General features: G+C 36.4%; 17 protein-coding genes and 1 riboswitch. Of the genes, 1 reads left to right on the top strand and 16 read right to left on the bottom strand.

Annotated elements, in window-relative coordinates:
• Window positions 1–69: 69 nt before the first annotated feature.
• From G7057_RS10485 to G7057_RS10430, 12 genes are all read right to left on the bottom strand, one after another.
• On the bottom strand, window positions 70–2,829 hold the full coding sequence (locus G7057_RS10485; RefSeq protein WP_166163567.1) for a helicase C-terminal domain-containing protein: 2,760 nt from the start codon (window positions 2,827–2,829) through the stop codon (window positions 70–72).
• 146 nt (window positions 2,830–2,975) lie between these two features.
• Window positions 2,976–3,446, bottom strand: a complete 471-nt coding sequence (locus tag G7057_RS10480) for a hypothetical protein (RefSeq protein WP_166163565.1) — start codon at window positions 3,444–3,446, stop codon at window positions 2,976–2,978.
• A 146-nt stretch (window positions 3,447–3,592) separates the two neighbouring features.
• A complete protein-coding gene (locus G7057_RS10475; protein WP_166163562.1) occupies window positions 3,593–5,152 on the bottom strand; it encodes a CCA tRNA nucleotidyltransferase in 1,560 nt (519 codons plus the stop codon).
• Between the two features lie 35 nt (window positions 5,153–5,187).
• Window positions 5,188–5,739 carry a YpiB family protein gene (locus G7057_RS10470; protein WP_166164229.1) on the bottom strand — a complete coding sequence of 184 codons (552 nt, stop codon included), beginning with the start codon at window positions 5,737–5,739 and terminating at the stop codon, window positions 5,188–5,190.
• A 21-nt stretch (window positions 5,740–5,760) separates the two neighbouring features.
• Window positions 5,761–7,041 carry a tetratricopeptide repeat protein gene (locus G7057_RS10465; RefSeq protein WP_166163559.1) on the bottom strand — a complete coding sequence of 427 codons (1,281 nt, stop codon included), beginning with the start codon at window positions 7,039–7,041 and terminating at the stop codon, window positions 5,761–5,763.
• Between the two features lie 124 nt (window positions 7,042–7,165).
• Entirely contained in the window at window positions 7,166–7,444 is a 279-nt protein-coding gene (locus tag G7057_RS10460; protein WP_076766251.1) for an HU family DNA-binding protein, read from the bottom strand.
• Window positions 7,445–7,639: 195 nt separating this feature from the next.
• Window positions 7,640–8,953, bottom strand: a complete 1,314-nt coding sequence (gene der / locus G7057_RS10455) for a ribosome biogenesis GTPase Der (RefSeq protein ID WP_166163557.1) — start codon at window positions 8,951–8,953, stop codon at window positions 7,640–7,642.
• 75 nt (window positions 8,954–9,028) lie between these two features.
• The gene (gene rpsA, locus G7057_RS10450; protein WP_166163555.1) at window positions 9,029–10,255 is read right to left on the bottom strand and encodes a 30S ribosomal protein S1; all 1,227 of its coding nucleotides are present in this window, start codon (window positions 10,253–10,255) and stop codon (window positions 9,029–9,031) included.
• A gap of 160 nt (window positions 10,256–10,415) precedes the next feature.
• Window positions 10,416–11,090 (bottom strand): (d)CMP kinase, encoded by a 675-nt coding sequence (cmk, locus tag G7057_RS10445; RefSeq protein ID WP_166163553.1) that lies wholly within the window; start codon window positions 11,088–11,090, stop codon window positions 10,416–10,418.
• 75 nt (window positions 11,091–11,165) lie between these two features.
• The gene (locus G7057_RS10440; RefSeq protein WP_166163551.1) at window positions 11,166–11,771 is read right to left on the bottom strand and encodes a LysM peptidoglycan-binding domain-containing protein; all 606 of its coding nucleotides are present in this window, start codon (window positions 11,769–11,771) and stop codon (window positions 11,166–11,168) included.
• A 59-nt stretch (window positions 11,772–11,830) separates the two neighbouring features.
• Entirely contained in the window at window positions 11,831–13,282 is a 1,452-nt protein-coding gene (locus G7057_RS10435; RefSeq protein ID WP_166163549.1) for a RecQ family ATP-dependent DNA helicase, read from the bottom strand.
• A complete protein-coding gene (locus G7057_RS10430; RefSeq protein WP_166163547.1) occupies window positions 13,270–14,337 on the bottom strand; it encodes a helix-turn-helix domain-containing protein in 1,068 nt (355 codons plus the stop codon). Before G7057_RS10430 ends, G7057_RS10435 begins: the two co-directional genes overlap by 13 nt.
• Before the next feature lie 36 nt (window positions 14,338–14,373).
• Between G7057_RS10430 and G7057_RS10425 the strand changes: the two genes are divergently transcribed.
• On the top strand, window positions 14,374–14,598 hold the full coding sequence (locus tag G7057_RS10425; RefSeq protein WP_166163545.1) for a ferredoxin: 225 nt from the start codon (window positions 14,374–14,376) through the stop codon (window positions 14,596–14,598).
• A 70-nt stretch (window positions 14,599–14,668) separates the two neighbouring features.
• On the opposite strand, the gene G7057_RS10420 is transcribed toward G7057_RS10425, so the two are convergent.
• From G7057_RS10420 to G7057_RS10405, 4 genes are all read right to left on the bottom strand, one after another.
• The gene (locus G7057_RS10420) at window positions 14,669–15,244 is read right to left on the bottom strand and encodes an ECF transporter S component (RefSeq protein ID WP_166163543.1); all 576 of its coding nucleotides are present in this window, start codon (window positions 15,242–15,244) and stop codon (window positions 14,669–14,671) included.
• 122 nt (window positions 15,245–15,366) lie between these two features.
• Window positions 15,367–15,495, bottom strand: a riboswitch (FMN riboswitch).
• A gap of 65 nt (window positions 15,496–15,560) precedes the next feature.
• Complete coding sequence (locus G7057_RS10415) at window positions 15,561–17,375, bottom strand: ATP-binding protein (RefSeq protein ID WP_166163541.1); 1,815 nt, start codon at window positions 17,373–17,375, stop codon at window positions 15,561–15,563.
• Complete coding sequence (locus G7057_RS10410) at window positions 17,372–18,106, bottom strand: response regulator transcription factor (protein ID WP_166163539.1); 735 nt, start codon at window positions 18,104–18,106, stop codon at window positions 17,372–17,374. Before G7057_RS10410 ends, G7057_RS10415 begins: the two co-directional genes overlap by 4 nt.
• Window positions 18,107–18,142: 36 nt before the next feature.
• A complete protein-coding gene (locus G7057_RS10405) occupies window positions 18,143–18,883 on the bottom strand; it encodes a pseudouridine synthase (RefSeq protein WP_166163537.1) in 741 nt (246 codons plus the stop codon).
• Between the last annotated feature and the right edge of the window lie 17 nt (window positions 18,884–18,900).

Below are 18,900 nucleotides of genomic sequence, written 5' to 3'. Positions count from 1 at the left end.
CCTCTTCCTTTAATTTTGGCTATAAAAAATCTACTCTCTAATCATACTCAAATTTAGAGGAAAAAGAAATCAGTCACGCTCTTTTTTAGTGAATTCTTTGATTTTAGCTTCGACATATTCTAATGGCATCGTAATCAATTCACTGCCACTTGGCAATAATTTCTTAATCTTATAAGCATATGAGCTAGCTAAAATCCGATTGTCCAAACAAATAACTAACCCCTCATCACTATCCTTGCGATTAATCCGACCGATTCCTTGCATAAACTTAGATAACATTTTTGGTAATAAATCCTGTTTAAAACTATTTTTTGAAACACTTTCTAAGTAACCAGATATGGCAATGTTTTCTGGGCTAGCTGGCGACTCAAATGGCAGTCGTGTAATAACTAAGACATCAATAGACTGGTCTGGAAAGTCAATGCCTTCCCAATACATGCCGCTTCCCAACAAAACAGCCTGACTAGACTCAGAAAAACGTCTGAAAATCCGTTTTCTACTCCCACTGAATCCTTGTGCTAATACTTCTATCTCATTATCGCGGTAAGCAGCGTTACTCCGAACATGATTAAAGACATCCTCTAATGCTTGATTGGCATTAAAGAGCATTAACATTTTATGCGGGCTTTCAGTTGCCGTTTCCACAATAAAACGAGCGATTGATTTTGTCCATTTTTGATAATCTGTCTCATGCAAGTTAGGAATATCAGACGGAACAAGGATGGTCATATTTTTTTGGATCTCATTTTTAAACGAATAAGTGTAATCAGCTAATTTTTCAATTCCTAATTTTCTTGCAGAGTAACCTTTCGCTTCTTCTGTCATTAAGGTCGCACTAATATAGGCTGTTTTTAAGAACGTTTCTTGAATCTGCTCTTGCAACTGATGACCGCTATTCCAGTTGGCTTTTTTCAAGCTATAAAAAAGATGGACAGCTTGCATATCAAGCTCTAAAGAAACATAATCAAATTCTGATATATCGGCAAAAGAAAGCAAATGATAGCTCAGCTTCTCAACTTTAATAATCAGATTTTGAACACGTTTATTAAACTCAGATTCTTCATAACTAACCGTTGAATCAAGATACCGTTTAGCGGTCAAGACAACCTCATCGATATGATGATTGATTTTCTTGAGTGTTCGTTTGAAGAAAACATCTGCTATGACAGCTGAATCTAAGTTAATCTTCCGATCAATCATGTCATTTTTTGTCTGTTCACTTAAATAATCTTCAAGGCTTTCTAAACTCATCGCTAATTGGCCTAGCGCGAATTCAACATTAATCAACTCATAGTGAGGAAAGGATTGAGTGGCTCTACTCTCTAAATGCTCACGGTAGGTTCTCACATCTGTAGAGAATTTCTCGATTTTTCGTTTAGACATGGTGATAGGTAGAGAAACGCTCTTATTTTCTTGATAAATATCAGGTAAGCGGTGAGCTTCGTCGACCAACAAATATGGTTTTTTTATTTTTGATAATTCCTTAATCATATCAAAATGATGCGTTAAAAAAGCATGGTTCGTCACTAATATACTAGCTTTTTCAGCCTCTTGATGATAGTGATATAAAAAATCAACCTCATGCCACTTGCCATCAATAGGTTCATCATTATACTGATACGAAACGGCTTCAAGTAAAGCAGATGTTTGGTGGCTGTTACTTAATTCTGACAAATCACCCGTATTTGTTTCTGTTAACCAGACAAATAGACTCATAGCGACAAGTCCATCAATAGTTGAGAGATTATCTAAGGCCGTTTTAGCGAATCGTTCCAAATGAATAAAATGGGTCTTGCTCTTTAATGAAGCGACATTTGCTTGAAAAGGTAAATGAGCCAATAAACGTTCTAGAGTGGCCTGTAATTGCTCTTGCAACAATAAGGTTGAACTACTGATGACCACTTTTTGATCAGGATTAGCTGCCAGCAATGAAGGAATCAAATAAGCATAAGTCTTCCCCATTCCGGCTGGTGCCTCAATGGCTAGAATTGCTTCATCATCCTTGAAGAATGAGTCAATCATCGTCATCATTTTGGCTTGAGGCGGTCGGTAGCGGTAATTAAGTTTATTTAAAAAGCCAGGATCAAGAAAGCCTTCAATAGCGAGCGTTTCTTTCACTCGATGAGCAGTTTGTTCATTAAAAGCGGTTTTCTTTTTAAGAGCAATTCCTTCCACAACAATAACATCATCAGATAGTTCTGCTTTTATTTCTAATGCCATTGTTAAACAACTATCAAAAAATAAAGAGGTATCTTTCTGAGTGTGCCCAGCTAGTTGTGCGAGCTTTTCTAGTGTCACTAATGGTAATTCTACTGCTTTTTTCATGAGTAATAAGAATAACTCAGCGGTTGCTCGCGCATCTCCTGCTGCATCATGAATATTTGTATGGTCAATATCAAATTGCTTAGATAAGTCCGATAAGCGATAGCTATGACAAGTCGGATATAATATCTTTGTCAATTCAACGGTATCAATCCCTTTTTGAGTAAGTGGTGGCAATCCCGCATCCACAAATGATTCATTTAAAAACACATAATCAAAACCAATGTTATGGGCTACAATGATGCAGCCGTCTAATAGATTATAAAGATAGTCAGCCACATCTTCAAAATAAGGGGCATCTCTAACATCTTTATTACTAAATCCAGTTAATTCTCTGATGAGTGGTGGAATCGTTTGACCTGGATTGACCACCACGTTATAGTCTTGAATCAATTGCTTGTCTTGAATCAAGCTAATACCTATTTGGAATATTTTATGTCCTTTTCGATAACTCGAACCTGTCGTCTCCAAATCAACAACAGCATAAATTTCATTCTTATAGCTCATTTTATACTGCTCCAATTCACATATCTGTACTTCATCTATTTTACTAAAAAAACAGCAATAGTTGTAGTCTTTCCCGTAAAGATTCCATTAAATAAGCAAAAGAAAAGAGCCTTATCTAACGATAAGGCTCAATTGAATGATGATAATTAGTTTTCAGGATAAATTTCAGTGACATCTTTATGAGGGTCAATCACAATGTAAAGCGTATCATCAACAACTTTTGATGATTGGTATTCATTATCGTTGCCATCAGTATCTAGAGCTTTGTACGGGAAATAAATACGGTCGCTTTGAACAATAACATCTGACTTTGGATGATCTTCATCTTGGTAAAGAATATCCATCATTTCAATATCTTGATATTTTCTTACACGATCGAACATACCCGCTTCGATTCCACCCAAGTTAATATCAACTGATTTAACATGGTCTGCTTCTTGATAAATTTCAATTCTTAAAGATTCACATGGATGAATTTCTTGGAATTCACTGTTTCCAATACGACCATATGATGTTGTCACTTGTTTTATCCACAAGTCACCTATATTTTCACGACTAATCGTCCAAGTTTCACCGTTACGGAAAATAAATTTCAAGCTTGACATTACTTTTTTCATTTTCTCACTCCTGACTTATCTTTCATATGAATATTTTATCACAATTTACATAAAATGAAAAGACATAACTCAAAAAATTAAAATGCTTTTATCTATTTAAAGGTATTTTTTTACTTGTCGAACAAAACGACAGTTTGTTAAAAAAATCATAAACTTTTCTTTTTAATGATTTTCCGCTTATGTTCCCCAATGGCAATAATGTCATCATCACTGCGAACGACAAGCGAAAACGAATAGGCCTTGCTTGATAATTCTTTTATTCTGCTTTCGATTTCCACGTTAGATCCTAATCCTGTTGTTGAGTGATAATTCAAACTGATGAAGCGACTGACAGAAACATCATCATCTTCCAATAACCCTTCTATCATCGCTTTGCAAGCTTCTTCGATGTAAAAGATTAATCGTGAAGAGGATAAAAAAGCATGGTCTGTAAAGTCGAATGAATCATCACAGTCTTCCTTTTTTACAGTAAAGTTGCTATAACTTACTTCATCTAAATAAATGGAGCGTCTTTTAAGGATAAAATCTTTAATAGCCGCTTCATCATTAGCAAGCTGTTGGTTGATAATCCGTTTCTTGACATCATTTAAAATGACACCCAAATATGGACCTCCACGATTAAAACCAAGTAATTGGATAACATCATTCCCATTTATCTTCATATCTTGAGCAGAATGAATCGGAAGTGTTTTATCTAGTGCTAACAGACGGTTAATATCATTTTCGATGCCAAATCCAGTAACAATATGCTCAATTTCTAAGGCAATATCAACACCTGTTTCGAATAACAGCTGGTTGTCCCAGAAATGCTCTAAACGGGCTCTTAAGGCTGTTAGAGCTATTCTAACGTTAGTTATTTCCTTGTTTGACAGCTTCCACGCTCTTAAAAACCCTGTCGCTTCCTCATCTGTAATCTTTAAAAAATAAAGGAGGACTGTCCACGCCATAAGTGGCGACTGAAATTGAAGTGGAAATAAGGCCAGATCAATTAAATCGTCTCCCCTATTTTGGAATCCTGGGCACATTTGGAATAAGCGTGTTTCTACAAAAAACTTGATCCCTCCCTTTCTATTCCGACCGATTAGGAGTTTTGTCCATTCTTCTCGTGTCCGTTCGACAGCAATTTTTGAGAGTAACGGATGATAGTAGCGAACTGCTTCTTTGGTATTCTCTTCTACTTCAAACGCTAACTGGCTCATAAAGCGTGCTGCTCGCATCATTCTTAACGCATCTTCACGGAATCGTTCAGAGGGATTACCTACTGCTCGGATAATCTTTGCTTTTATATCCCGCTGTCCATCAAAAGGATCTTCCAATTGACCTTGGCGGTTTAATGCTATCGCATTAATCGTAAAATCACGTCGTTTGAGATCCTCTCTCAAACTCCTCACATAGTTTACTTTTTCAGGTCGTCGAAATTTTTCGTACTTTGATTCTGTTCGAAAAGTCGTAATTTCATATGTTTCTTTTTCATGTAAAACCATTACGGTACCGTGTTGAATTCCGACATCAAACGTCACTGGGAAGAAGCGTTTAATTTCTTCCGGAGTTGCGCTACTAGCAATATCCACATCTGAAATGGGCAGGCCTAATAAGGTATCTCGGACACCCCCACCTACAAAATAAGCTTCATAACCCTCTTTTTCAATTCGTTCTAAAATGGAGGATGCTTTATTAAATTCAGGTATTTGCTTTATATTAATCATGTCAAATCCAATCTATTACTCTTAGAGCGAGTAATCTATATCTTATTTTTTTCATCCATTGCTTTTAACTCTTTTGTATACAAGTTAAAATCGTCTTGATTATTATCAACAAGCGCTTGATCAATCAAAATCATGAGTTGATTTTTTCTTTCTTGCCAAGATAAACGTGTCAATGATTCTTCAACACGAGTAATCAGCTCTGCTGAAAATTGATCTTCGACTTCTAAAAATGGGTTCTCTTCAAGTACACCATAACGAGACAGAATGTGATAGGCATCATCAAAATAGAGTTCTAGGAAAAAATCTTCTTTCCAGTTCAGACGTAGGTCATGAAAAGCTTGTTCCGGATCATCAAACCGTTTCCCTTCCTTAAAATAAACGAATGGCTCATTGGAGCTACCAACAGTCGCTAGCCCCATACCTCGGTTGGTTAAGGCGATGTCTTCAACAAAATGGATGTTTTTTAATAGCAGTTCATGATTTAATAAATAGTTTAAAATCCATAGTGATTCTCTTCTTTTGAGCTGGTAATTTTGGATAAACCATGTAATGAATGATTTCTTTTCTTCCAGAGTTGGCCGTTTCATATTCTCCTCCCCTTTCGGTTTTTACTCACCCGCTAATAAATGGTCTCTTAATTCATTGAAATAAGGATGATTAGCATCTAACATTAGCGCCTTAGCTACTAATTCTGCTAATTTCTCTTGGTTCCCTTCTTCTCTTAAAAAGTCACTGTAATCTTCTAAGAAGGATAAGTTATCCGCTAATGTCAGATAGGCTTGTTCAAACGCTAACCCTGCCTTGTCGTAATCTTCAAGTTCATTATAAGCTTTTGCTAATCGCCATTGGAATTGTTGATTTTGCTTATTGGCGTCATCCTCAGCTTCAATCACGTTGACGACTTCTTCAAAAGCATCTTGACCGATCAACAAATCTAACTTCAACAACTGCGCTTCCATTAAATCTGGCTCTAATCCCAGTGCACGGTCTAGAGCAGCTTCTGCTTCTACCTTATTATCTAACTTAAGGTTTAATTTAGCTTCTAACAAATAATAATCTGCTTGGAAGGCGTTGACAGCAATCGCTCGCTTGATCATTTCAAGCGCTTCTTGATGTTGATGGTCTTCCTCTAACGAGACTGCTAAATAGTAGTAAGCCGTATTATAGTCAGGATCCTTCTCAAGTAGCTGTTCCAAAATTTTAATAGATCGGTTATACTGCTTCACTTGCAAATAAGCAAATCCTAGCTGGAATAAACTATCAGACGTATGTTGATCATCATAAAGTTGCTCCAGATACTCAATCCCTTCTTCAAAATTACCAATCACATTATGGCAGTCTGCTAATAAAATAAATAGGTTTTCTTGCCACATATCCACAGTGTCTTTTTCAACTAAATCTTCATAGAGACTAATGGCTTCTTTATATTTTCCATTTGAATGGTATAACTGTGCCAGTGCATAAGTTAAAACAACCTCATCTGGCAAGATTTTCATAGCTTCTTTAATCTTGTATTCACTAACTTCGTAAAGTCCCATTGTTTGATAAGCATCTGCCATCATTAATAAGGCGTTTGGATATAAGTCACTCGTTTGATCGATTTGGAGAAGAATATCCAGTCCATCCTCAATCCGATTTTGATCAATGGCGATTTCGGCCAAGAATAAATCCCATTCAGTTAAACCTGGAGCTATTTCCTTTAGTAAATCATAAACATCCTTAGCTTGGTCTAAAAAGCCTGCTAAGTGTAATGCTTGGCCGAATTCTGCAAGTCCATTGACATCTTGCTCTTCCTTCGACTGCTTAAGCGATTCTTCAAAATGAACGAACGCTTCTTCTTGTTCGTTGAGCCTAATTGCTTCAAACATTTTTTTTGCTTCATTATTCAATACGTCCACCTACCCTATGCTTCTGAATTCATTTTACCACAATCTTAAATTTCTGTAAGTAAATGGCTATTTTTAGACAATAAAAAAACCGAAGACATCATGTCTTCGGTCTAGATAAGTTTAATTACCCTTTAACTGCATCTTTCAATGCTTTACCTGGTTTGAAAGCAGGTACTTTAGTTGCTTCGATTTGGATTTCTTCCCCTGTTTGAGGGTTACGTCCTTTACGAGCAGCACGGTCACGTACTTCAAAGTTACCAAATCCGATAACTTGAACTTTTTCACCGTTTTGTAAAGCTTCTTGAATTGCTTCAAATAATGCATCTACAGTAGCTGTAACTTCCTTTTTTGTAAGGTTTGTTTTATCAGCAACGCGTTCTACTAATTCAGCTTTGTTTGTCATGTTGTTTTCACCTCCTGCCAAAAAAAGAAGATCCATGCTTTTATAGCTATCTATTAAAAAACATGATGAACTACTTTTGAGTGGTCCAAAAATAGTGAAGGACTACCAACTTTTCATCGGTAATTCCTAATACAGAATATCATAGAATAGTTGGTACTGCAATGATTATAACGTTTTTTCGACCGTTATTTCACTTTATTTCTTTTGTCTTGCAATAATTCTAAATGGTGTACCATCAAAACTAAAGGTGTTTCGAATTTGATTTTCAATAAAGCGCTCATAAGAAAAATGGAGTAACTCTGGATCATTTACAAACAAGACAAATGTTGGTGGTTTAGAGCCAACTTGTGTCATGTAATAGATTTTCAAGCGTCTTCCTTTATCAGTTGGCGTAGGGTTTCTCGCAATAGCATCCATTAGGACATCATTCAATAACGATGACGAAATACGACGATTTTGAGATTCGCTAACCTCTTTAATTTTGTCAGGAATTTGAACAAGGCGTTGTTTAGTTAACGCAGATACATAAATAATCGGCGCATAAGATAAATATTGAAACTCATCACGAATTTTTTCTTCAAACTTATTCATCGTGTGATTATCTTTTTCAATTTTATCCCACTTATTAACGACAATTACAATACCCTTACCTGCATCATGAGCATAACCGGCAACACGTTTATCTTGTTCTTGAATACCTTCTTCAGCATTCAATACCATTAAGACAATATCAGAGCGGTCAATCGCACGCATTGCACGCATCACACTGAATTTCTCAGTTGATTCTGTTACCTTTCCACGTTTACGAATACCAGCCGTATCAATCATTTTAAATTTGACACCTTCGTCGTCAACAAAGCTTGTATCAATGGCATCACGCGTTGTACCTGCAATGTCTGATACAATCACGCGGTCTTCACCTAAAATGGCATTCACAAGCGATGATTTCCCAACATTTGGTCGACCAATTAAACAGAAATTAATCACATCTTCTTCATCTTGGAAATGTTCTTCTGGTGGCAACTCAGATACAACTGCATCCAACAAGTCACCTAGGCCTAGACCGTGACTTCCTGAAATCGGATATGGTTCGCCTAATCCTAAACTATAAAAATCAAAAATATCAGCACGCATCTCCGGGTTATCTGCTTTGTTAACTGCAAGTATGACCGGTTTACCAGATTGGTAAAGTAAGCGTGCAACGTTCTCATCACCTTCTGTTACGCCTTCACGTACACTGGTAATAAAGACAATAATATCAGCTTCTTCCATTGCAACTTGAGCCTGCAATTTAATTTGGCTCATAAATGGTTCATCCTTTAAATCAATTCCACCTGTATCGATGATATCAAATGTACGGCCTAACCATTCACCTTCAGCATAAATTCGGTCTCTCGTCACTCCAGGAATATCTTCAACGATGGAAATCCTTTCTCCCGCAAGACGATTAAAAATAGTCGATTTTCCGACGTTTGGTCTTCCTACAATAGCAATAACAGGATTCGGCATTTTCATCACTCCTAAATTTTATTTAATCCATAAAAAAGGACATGGATAGACATCCATGTCCTATCAGCATTTTGTTTATTCGTTATCTTGCAAGTCTTTTAGTTGTTCTCCAAGAACATCACCTAATGTAAATGATGAGTCAGACTCATCTTCATAAGACCCTGTATACTCTTCTACAGTTTCAGATGACGCTTCCTCTTCTTTTTGAGCTTGCAAAGCTTTGATGCTCAGTGATAGACGGTGTTCTTCTGGTTTAACATCTAACACTTTCACTTCAATTTCTTGGCCTTCTTCTAGAACTTCATGAGGCGTTGCAATATGTTGGTGAGAAATTTGAGAAATATGAACTAATCCTTCTACACCTGGGAATACTTCAACAAACGCACCAAAACTAGTTAAACGTTTAACAGTTCCTGTTAAAACAGAGTCAACAGCTGCTTTTTCTTCAACTAATTCCCATGGTCCTGGTAGTGTATCCTTGATACTTAATGATACACGGCCACGTTCTTTATCTACTGATAATACTTTAACTGTTACTTTTTCGCCGATCGTTAACACATCACCTGGGTTGTTCACATGTTCGTGAGCAATTTGAGAGATATGAACAAGTCCATCAACGCCACCAAGGTCAATAAATGCACCAAAGTTTGTTAGACGAGCAACTGTTCCTTCTAGTGTGTCCCCTTCAGCTAAGTTAGACATTACTTCTTCTCTCATTGTTTCTTTTTCAGCTTCAACAACTGCTTTGTGAGATAGGATTAAACGATTTTCGCTTGGCTCCAATTCAACAATTTTGAATGTCATTGTTTTTCCTTTGTAGCTAGAGAAATCTTCTACAAAGTATTCTTCTACCATTGATGCCGGTACGAAACCACGAACACCAACATCAACAACTAAACCACCTTTAACAACTTCTTTAACAGGTGCTTCAATGTACTCATTGTTGTCATATTTTTCTTGAATGTCTTTCCAAACTTTTTTAGCATCTAGACGACGTTTCGATAATAAGAAGCTACCATTTTCTTTGTCTTTAATTTGTTTAATAACGACTAAGTCAACAACATCGCCAACATTAATCACTTCTTTAATGTCATCAAATGGTTTCGCAGATAGCTCTTTGTAAGGAATAACACCTTCTACGCCTCGTCCGCTAATACCAACAATCGCTTGGTTATCTTCAATTGTTAGGACTTCTCCTTGAACCGTATCTCCAACTTCAAGTGGTGGATATGCGTCCAACATTTGATCCATCGTTACTAATTCTTCTTCATTTGCTTGTGAATGCTCTTTAAAATCTGCCATATGCCTATTCCTCCTAGTATCATTCTTACGCAAGTTTATCCGCCCAAAATTCCAAACAGACAAACAGTTGAAAACGTATAACCATATAGAATCATTTTAACATTTTCTTTATATATCGTCCAGTAATGTCGAATTTAGAACCGTCTTTAGCAGGATTATTTTAGTTTTTTAATCTTTCTTTAGCCAATCTAAGAACTTCTTCAACAACTTGTTCAATTGTCAGGTGAGTTGAATCCAATTCAACTGCATCTTCAGCCTTTTTCAAAGGTGAGGCTGTACGATTTGAATCATAATGATCGCGTTCGATCAGCTCTTTCGTTAATTGTTCTAAGGAAACTGACATGCCTTTGTCAATTGACTCTTTATAACGTCTTAGTGCACGTTCTTCTGCAGATGCGATCAGGAAAACCTTCAAATCAGCTGCTGGTAAAACAACCGTTCCGATGTCACGACCATCCATCACAATTTCTCCTGTTTCAGCAATGTGTTGCTGGCGTGCAACCATTTCCGCTCTTACCTTTTCATGAGAAGAAACTAAGCTCACATTTTGAGTGACATCTTTTTCTCTAATTCGGTCAGTAACATCTTCTCCGTTAACAAAGACTTTTTGTTGGTCTCCCTCATATGAGAAAGTAATCTCAATTGTATTTAATAGAGAGACTAATGCCGCTTCGTCCTCTAATACTAACTCAGCTTTTAATGCTGCATAAGTCAACGAACGATACATTGCTCCTGTATCGAGGTAGATAAAGCCAAGATGACTAGCTACTTTTTTAGCGATGGTACTTTTACCGGCAGATGCCGGTCCATCAATTGCAATACTGAAATTTTCCAAGGTTTTCCTCCAAATAGTGATATAGTTACTCAAAAACCAAGGTCTGCGTTAAACGCAGACCTAAGGGAATTTCTATTATTTAACTTTTAAAACGACGCCAATTTCTGCTACTTCGCTCGTTAAGCCATTTGCTTCTTTTAATTCATCCAAAGTCATACCATGATTAACCGCAATACGATATAAATTATCGCCAGCTTTAATCGTATATGTATTTGAATAAACACCGTCATTAGGTTCTTCTTCCACTGGTGTTGATTCAACTGGTGGTGTTGCTTCTGATGAAGGAGTTGAACTTTCTGGTTTTTCTTCTGATTCAATTGGACGAGATTCAGATGATTGTTCGTCTACTGACTCAGATGAGGATACCGATTCTTCACTAGATTCCTCTTCTGAGGAAACCTGACTTCCTGATGACGACTGAGCTGATTGTGGTTTTTTAACCATTACTTGTTCAGCAGTCTGTGGTTCAGGATCTTTTTTAGTTTTTTCACTCCATGCATAAGTTGCAAACGGGATGACAAGTAAAGCGAGAAAGACAAATAGAATAACCTTATATAAAGGCGCTATTTCTTGTTTCTTATACTTTCTGGCAGAACGTGAATATTGACGGGTATTGTTACTCTCGTCTTCTCCAAAGCGTCTAGACCAAGGCTCTTCTTGATTTTTATTTTTCTTACTCATCCACTTTCCTCCTAAAACTTCATCGACCTTATTGTAGCACATTTAATCTACGAAAAAAGTTATTTTTTTAAATCAAACAGTTCTTTAATCAATTCTTTCCAATTTGTTAATGTTTCTTCTTGCTGACCAACTAAAACACTCTGACTAGACATTTCCTGTAATAAAAGCTGGTTATCCGGCTGACAATGCGAACAGCACCACTTTGGTTTCTCTTGGGTATCGTGTTCAAAATAACGCGAAATAATATCCCTTCGACACTGCTTCGCTTCAATAAACTGCTGCATGGCTTTTAATTGATTTGTTCGGATGAGTGTACGGTTTTCAACAAAGTCAAGAGCTTGGTCACTGGTCATCTGTTTATAGCGAATAATTTGCAACATGGCTTGATCAGCATCTGATAGATTAACTAGTTGAGAATCCCTCGTTTGAAGCAAGGTGTCCACTACACCCTTTGTTAAGTCTGTCTCAATCGTTTTTCTGTATTTAAAGGCCAAATCTGTATAGCTATATAACAAAGTAGCCATACTCTGTTTGCCATCTCGCCCCGCTCGACCAACCTCCTGAATATATTCTTCTACGGTATTAGGTAGGTGGTAATGAATAATACTGCGAATGTTCTCTTTGTTAATTCCCATTCCAAAAGCTGATGTCGCACAAATTACATCTAACTTATTACTCAGAAACTGCCTCTGGATGGTTGTCCTGTCTTCTGAGCTACGATCAGCATGATAGGTATCCACCTTAAGTTGTGTTCGTTCGCTAATTAACTGGCTAACGCTATCAGCTTGCTTTTTACTAGAAAAGTAAATAACCGCTGGCATCGGATAATCTGCCAGCAAACTTATAAGTTGATCATCCTTCTCTTGTGGATGAATTTCCATAATGTGATAAAAAATATTCGAGCGATTAGGGTCTGTTCGGTCTAACATAACATTATCCTTTAAGTGTAATGTTTCTTGAATATCATTAATCACCGTTCGAGGCGCTGTTGCTGTTAGCGCAAGGGTGCGTGGATAAGCGAGTTTGCTTCGAACATCTCCTAAAAACAAATAATCCGGTCTAAAATCTTGTCCCCACTGGGAGATACAATGCGCCTCATCAACGACAAACAACCCAATTTTAATTTCACTCAGTAATGACATAAAATAAGAGGACTGTAACATTTCTGGTGATACAAACAAAAACTTATATTGACCTAAATGTTGTTCAATATAGTGGCGTTCTGGACGAGATAGCATACTATTAAGGGCTGCTGTTCGTTTCTCTCCTGCTAATCGCATCTGAGCAACTTGATTATCCATGAGTGATAATAAAGGTGAAACAATTAGAACCATCCCGTCTAACATATAGCCAGTAAATTGATAGATAAGTGATTTCCCTGTTCCAGTTGGAAGAACTGAAATAACATTTTTGCCTTTAAGTAATGCTTGAATCGCTTCTTTTTGCCCTGTTTTAAAGTGGTCAAAACCAAACCGTTCGGTTAAGATGACTTCAAGATTTAGTTCTTCCACACTAGTCCTCCTCCATTCATAATTTGCATCAAACGATTTTCAAAAAAACTAATCTTCGGAAAATGGCTTTGAATCGCTTGATGATCCAAAGCTAGACCCTCACTGTTTGCTTGAGCCACAAAGGTCATCATCTCAGCTGTTAAAATTTTATCGAATGGAAAATGACGATACAAAATCGCAATTTCTGATAGATGATCATTTATTGTTGAAGCTTTTAAGTCTCTCATATGAGCAATTCTATCCAATGGATGACCCGCCATCCATAATACATATGTATCCCTTGTACTTGGCGGACATAATCGCCCTTCTAAGGATAATTGCTGATAGATGTGAAAGATGAGTGGGAAGCTGTGTTCTTTAAGCGAAACAGCATCCATTAGCCTTAACCAATCTTGATGCCAAGCCATTAAAATTTCAGTTTCTTCTAAACCAGTTAATAACGAAAGCTGATTTGCTGTTTTTCGACTAAGCTTATTCCCTTCAAATTGGCAAACGAATAGTCCTGCCTGAAGTCCTTCAACCTCTTCCAACAATCGAAGGAGTTCATGTCCAAGTTTCTTTGCTAGTACATCTTTTTCGAGTTGCTGTTCTTTAATATAGCTTTTAAGCCAACTTTGCTCTGTTAATCGTAATTGCAGAGGCACGTAGTGGTTATTTTTATGAGCTGATTCTGATGAAACTTGAATCAAGAATAAAAAACGACTTTTAAATTGTGGTAAAATTAAAGCATGTCTCATCTGACCGCTTTCTATAATTCTAGTATGGTCTCTGAAAAAATCCTGACAAAGATTTTGACCCGTTTGTGTTAATAGAAGACCGTCAGTTGTTGATGTTAATAAGCCAACTTGTTCAAAATAATTAAGCTTATTTTCAAAACTATCACGTTTCAATTTACCTAATAAACCATAGTAAGGCGCCAATTGATAACGGATGGCTTGTAACATGACGGATACAGTTCGCTTGCCAGATAAAATATGGTAAAGTGAATTTATTTTTCTAGGCTCTTTCATTGAAAAAATATCTAAAAACAGATAATCTAAATATGTGAGTTCCACAATTGCACCTACCTCTATACAGAAAGTTGTGTTCTTATGCATTATACCAAAATTAACAAGGAAAGTTGTATTGCTTGCGGATTATGCCAATTAATAGCGCCAGATTTATATGAGTACGATCAAGATGGCATCGCTTATACAAAAAAAGACGACAATAAAGGCATTATTGCTGTCGAAAACGATGAACTAGACGTATTCAAAAAAGCATATACGAGTTGCCCAACTGGCGCAATTCTTCGTTCTAATACGCCTTTTGAATAATAAAAAATGAGGTTGGAAAAAATCCAACCTCATTTTTGTTATTCATTATCCTAATTAGTCATGCAATTTTTTACTTAACCGTCAGCATTTTATTTTGTTTAACAAGCCAAGGTCGCAATTTAGGCAGCACCATTAAGAAAACAATACTAATAATCGTTCCTTTTACCAAATTAAAGGGTACAACACCTGCTAAAATGTATTCTGTTATGTTCCCGACGCTAAAGTTCAAAATCTTCAAATATAAAGGTGTAATGATATACAGATTAGCAATCGACAGAACGACTGTTAATGAGAGTGTTCCCAATAAAAATGCTACAATCGCACTTTTTTGACTCTTCGATTTTTTAAGCAACCAGTAAGCTGGGAAACAGTATGCTAGTGTTGCAATGAAACTTGCAAAATCACCAATCGGATAGCCCATATCCCCGCCAGTTTGAATATAATGTAAGATGGACCGTATTAAGGTCGACATAACGCCACCAACCGGGCCGTACAATAGAAATGATAGTAAGATCGGTAAATCACTAAAATCTACTTTCAAATAAGAAAAAGCGGGTATAACAGGAAATGCAATAAACATTAAAACAAATCCTAATGCACCAAATAATGAAATACCAACTAAACGATGTGTGTTACCTTTCAACATATGAATTCCTCCTGCGAAACTATCTCAGAGAATCCGTTTCTAAGACAACAAAAAAGACCTATTTCACCCTGTCTTCTAAAAAAGGTAGAAATGGCCCTTTGATGACTTGCATATCAAAGAAACATTATCTTCTTCCATCCAGACTATACTGTCGGTACTGGAATTTCACCAGTTCAACTTTTATCAAAACTGATAAAAGCTCGTGGACTCTAACCACCGGTCGGGAATTTCACCCTGCCCTGAAGACGTTTCATATTTTATTTATTTTTTATAGTTTCACTATACGTTATTGTGAATAAATAGTCAAACATTATTTTTAATTTGAAGTATTTTTTTCGTTATCGTAGAGTTCTTCCGCATACGGAAGTGTCACAATAAAAGTCGTTCCCTCATCCTGAACGCTGTCAACTGTCACATGACCTTTATGTTCATAAATAATCGAATGAACGAGAGACAGTCCAATACCGGAGCCATTGCTTGGTCTTGACCTGGCCTTATCATCTTTATAAAATCGCTCAAAAATAAAAGGAATACTCTCTTGTGTAATACCAATCCCATTATCAGATACTTTTATCAATACCTTGTCCAAGACATCATCCAAATGAACATGGATACGAATAAATCGTTTATCTCTGGCTTCTGGATCTGCAGAATAGCGGATGGCATTATCAATCAAATTATAAAAAACATGGTGCATTTTTTCTTCATCACATAATAAATACTCTAAGTTATTTTCAATTTCAACAGAAAAATCAATCTGCTCTTTCTCCAATTTATCCTTAAAACGATGATGAAGACGATCAAAAAAGTCATGCAATTGAACCATTTCATAATTCAAATGGACATAACCAGCCTTTATTCTGGAAAGATCTAGCAAGCTATCTATGGTCAAGCTCATTTCTGTTGCCTCATCATAAATAATTTTTGCCATTTCATTCTTTTCTTCAACACTCTCGGCGATATTATCAAGAATTGCCTCGCTATAGCCTTTAATCGTTGATAAAGGTGTTCTAAAATCATGAGAAACATTTGTAATTAATTCTTCTCTCATCGATATTAGCTGTTTAGCATAGGTGACATCTTCGATAAGTAATAAAATACCGTAAACACTATCTGAATTAGCTGATAACAAGGTTGAAAAACGAATATCAAAAATCTTTTGATTGTTTTGTAGTTCCATTCGTTGCCCTGCCTTATTGTTAAAGCAGTCTTCAATAATAGAATGGAACCTATCATCAATACCATCATCATTTAATTGGTCGGTCTTAATAAAAGAAGCATAATAGTGTTGTCCTAAACTATTCATCATTTTGACGGTCTTTTCGACATCAATAAAAATGACACCAATATTTAATGACTCATAAATGTGCTGTAGCAGTTCTTTTTCTTGTGTATTCATAATGGTACTTGCTTCCAATGCTTTACCCAGTTTGCTGACTGAGCTAGCTAAATTACCAATTTCATCATTAGTTTTGACTGAAATACGTGATTCAAAATTATTTTCTGAGTACTGAAACGCAGCTTCCGTTACTTCTTTAATGGGTTTTTGAATTTTCCGGTACTGAAAATGATAAACATAGGAAAAAACTGCTAGAAAGAGTAGCAAAATAATTAAAAACAACTTTTGATTGTTGTTAATAAAAGTATAGTAGGCGCCAACACTTTTTGATAGGACTAGTATATTGCCGTTTTCAATAAAACTAACTGATACAAAAAAAGAATATTTACGATTAGAGTGTTTCTTATATTTTACTAACTCACTGACACCTTCTTGATTGTCAAAAATTTCCCTTGCCCGATCACTATTCAAAAAATGATCGATGACAAGCTTTGACTGATTTTTAGCTTTTTCAGAGCCATTTAACTCATAAAGTTGTCCATCCTGGATAAAAAGCACGCTAATATCTTCTGGTATATCCAATTCTTCTGTTTCAAGGGTGGCAGTCAAACGTTCTTCCGAGAGTATATATTCTTGAACCCCTCTTAATGAATCTTCTGTTGTTTCAAAAAAGGAGTGGCCCAGAGAGTTTCTTAAATTACGAATTTCTAGAAAATTTAAAACCGAAAGCAAAATAATACCTGCAACGGAAAAAATCATCATATTTGTTAAGGTTAGGTTTTTCCTTTTCATAGCTTATGAATCTCATTAGCTTTTTGATAATCCGTTTCGATAGGAGAAAACTTATAACCCGTTCCCCACACAGTAACGATCATTTTTGCTATGTAAGCTGATTTTTTTTGTAGCTTTTCACGCAAACGCTTGATATGAGTATCAACTGTTCGCAAATCGCCAAAATAATCGTAGCGCCAAACTTCTTTCAGTAACATCTCTCTCGTAAATACTTTTTCAGGATTTTCAGCTAAGAAAAGAAGTAAATCAAACTCTTTGGGTGTCAATGTTAGAGGGTCCCCACTAGCAAGAACAAGTCGTGAGTCTGGGAAAATCTCTAAATCAGGATAAGTAATCGCAGATGTTTCTGGTTCCTCAACCTTTGTCCGTTTTAAAACTGCCGCTATACGCAACATAACTTCTCTCGGACTAAATGGTTTAACAATGTAATCATCTGCACCCGCTTGAAATCCTTCCACTCGCTGTCCTTCGTCACCACAAGCAGTAATCATCATAATCGGTGTTTCCTTTATTTTACGAATTTCCTTGATTACTTCTAGCCCATCTAACTCAGGAAGCATAATATCGAGTAAGACAAGATCATAATCTTTTTCTTGCATCATTCTTAAAGCTTGAGTACCGTTCTCTGCTTCAGCAGATGCATACCCTTCCTTCATTACATATAATTTCAAAAGGCGTCTGATACGCTCTTCATCATCTACAATTAGTATTGTAGTCTCTGAGTTAGCCACTGAACCCACCCTTTCTGCTATTATTTATTTTCTTTTTTAGCGTTTACGAGCAACCGTTGTTTCCTTAGCTAAATTTTTTAATTTATCAATTTCAAACCCTTTTAGCTCGCGATACATACCAGGTTGCAGACCATCTAGCGTTAGGAAAGAAAATGCTTCTCTTTTTAATTTTACAACAGGACATTTAATCGCATCAAACATTTTTTTCACTTGATGGTTCCAGCCTTCATGAATGATCAATTCAACAATAGCCGTATTCTTTTTACGATCTTCTGAAATCAGCCTTGCTTTGGCCTTTGCAGTTTTTCTACCGTCAATGACAATGCCTCTTTCAAGCTGGTTTAACTGTTGTCTGGTCGGAATCGCGCTAACCTTAGCCACATAAGTTTTATCAACTGTATATTTAGGATGCATCAATAAATTAGCAAATTCCCCATCATTAGTTAGAAGAAGTAAACCAGTTGTATCAAAATCCAATCGGCCGATTGGGTAAATCCGTTCTACTATATTAGTAAAATAATCTGTTACAACGGGTCTACCGCGGTCATCTGAAACAGATGATAGGGTATTTTTAGGTTTATAGAATAAGAAATAAACCGGATGCTCTTTGTAAATAGGCAGACCATTCACTTCGACTAAATCTTTTGAGGATACTTTTATACCTAATGTTTTAACGATTTCGCCATTTACTGCGACTTTTCCTTGAGTAATTAACTCTTCTGCTTTTCGTCTTGAAGCAATCCCCGCATGGGCAATTACTTTTTGTAGTCTTTCCATTTCTCATCCACCTAGTC

It is taken from the genome of Jeotgalibaca arthritidis (assembly GCF_011100465.1).
GTDB classification, from domain to species: domain Bacteria; phylum Bacillota; class Bacilli; order Lactobacillales; family Aerococcaceae; genus Jeotgalibaca; species Jeotgalibaca arthritidis.
The sequence above is the reverse complement of the archived record's forward strand: the minus strand, read 5'-3'. Positions and strand labels throughout refer to the sequence as shown.

Excerpts from the sequence above, each read along its gene's own strand:
- G7057_RS10440 (WP_166163551.1), bottom strand. The coding sequence starts at position 11,771 with ATGAGTAAGAAAAATAAAAATCAAGAAGAGCCTTGGTCTAGACGCTTT.
- G7057_RS10415 (WP_166163541.1), bottom strand. The coding sequence starts at position 17,375 with ATGAAAAGGAAAAACCTAACCTTAACAAATATGATGATTTTTTCCGTT.
- rpsA (WP_166163555.1), bottom strand. The coding sequence starts at position 10,255 with ATGGCAGATTTTAAAGAGCATTCACAAGCAAATGAAGAAGAATTAGTA.
- G7057_RS10480 (WP_166163565.1), bottom strand. The coding sequence starts at position 3,446 with ATGAAAAAAGTAATGTCAAGCTTGAAATTTATTTTCCGTAACGGTGAA.
- G7057_RS10470 (WP_166164229.1), bottom strand. The coding sequence starts at position 5,739 with ATGAAACGGCCAACTCTGGAAGAAAAGAAATCATTCATTACATGGTTT.
- G7057_RS10405 (WP_166163537.1), bottom strand. The coding sequence starts at position 18,883 with ATGGAAAGACTACAAAAAGTAATTGCCCATGCGGGGATTGCTTCAAGA.
- G7057_RS10475 (WP_166163562.1), bottom strand. The coding sequence starts at position 5,152 with ATGATTAATATAAAGCAAATACCTGAATTTAATAAAGCATCCTCCATT.
- G7057_RS10485 (WP_166163567.1), bottom strand. The coding sequence starts at position 2,829 with ATGAGCTATAAGAATGAAATTTATGCTGTTGTTGATTTGGAGACGACA.
- G7057_RS10460 (WP_076766251.1), bottom strand. The coding sequence starts at position 7,444 with ATGACAAACAAAGCTGAATTAGTAGAACGCGTTGCTGATAAAACAAAC.
- der (WP_166163557.1), bottom strand. The coding sequence starts at position 8,953 with ATGCCGAATCCTGTTATTGCTATTGTAGGAAGACCAAACGTCGGAAAA.
- G7057_RS10425 (WP_166163545.1), top strand. The coding sequence starts at position 14,374 with ATGCATTATACCAAAATTAACAAGGAAAGTTGTATTGCTTGCGGATTA.
- G7057_RS10420 (WP_166163543.1), bottom strand. The coding sequence starts at position 15,244 with ATGTTGAAAGGTAACACACATCGTTTAGTTGGTATTTCATTATTTGGT.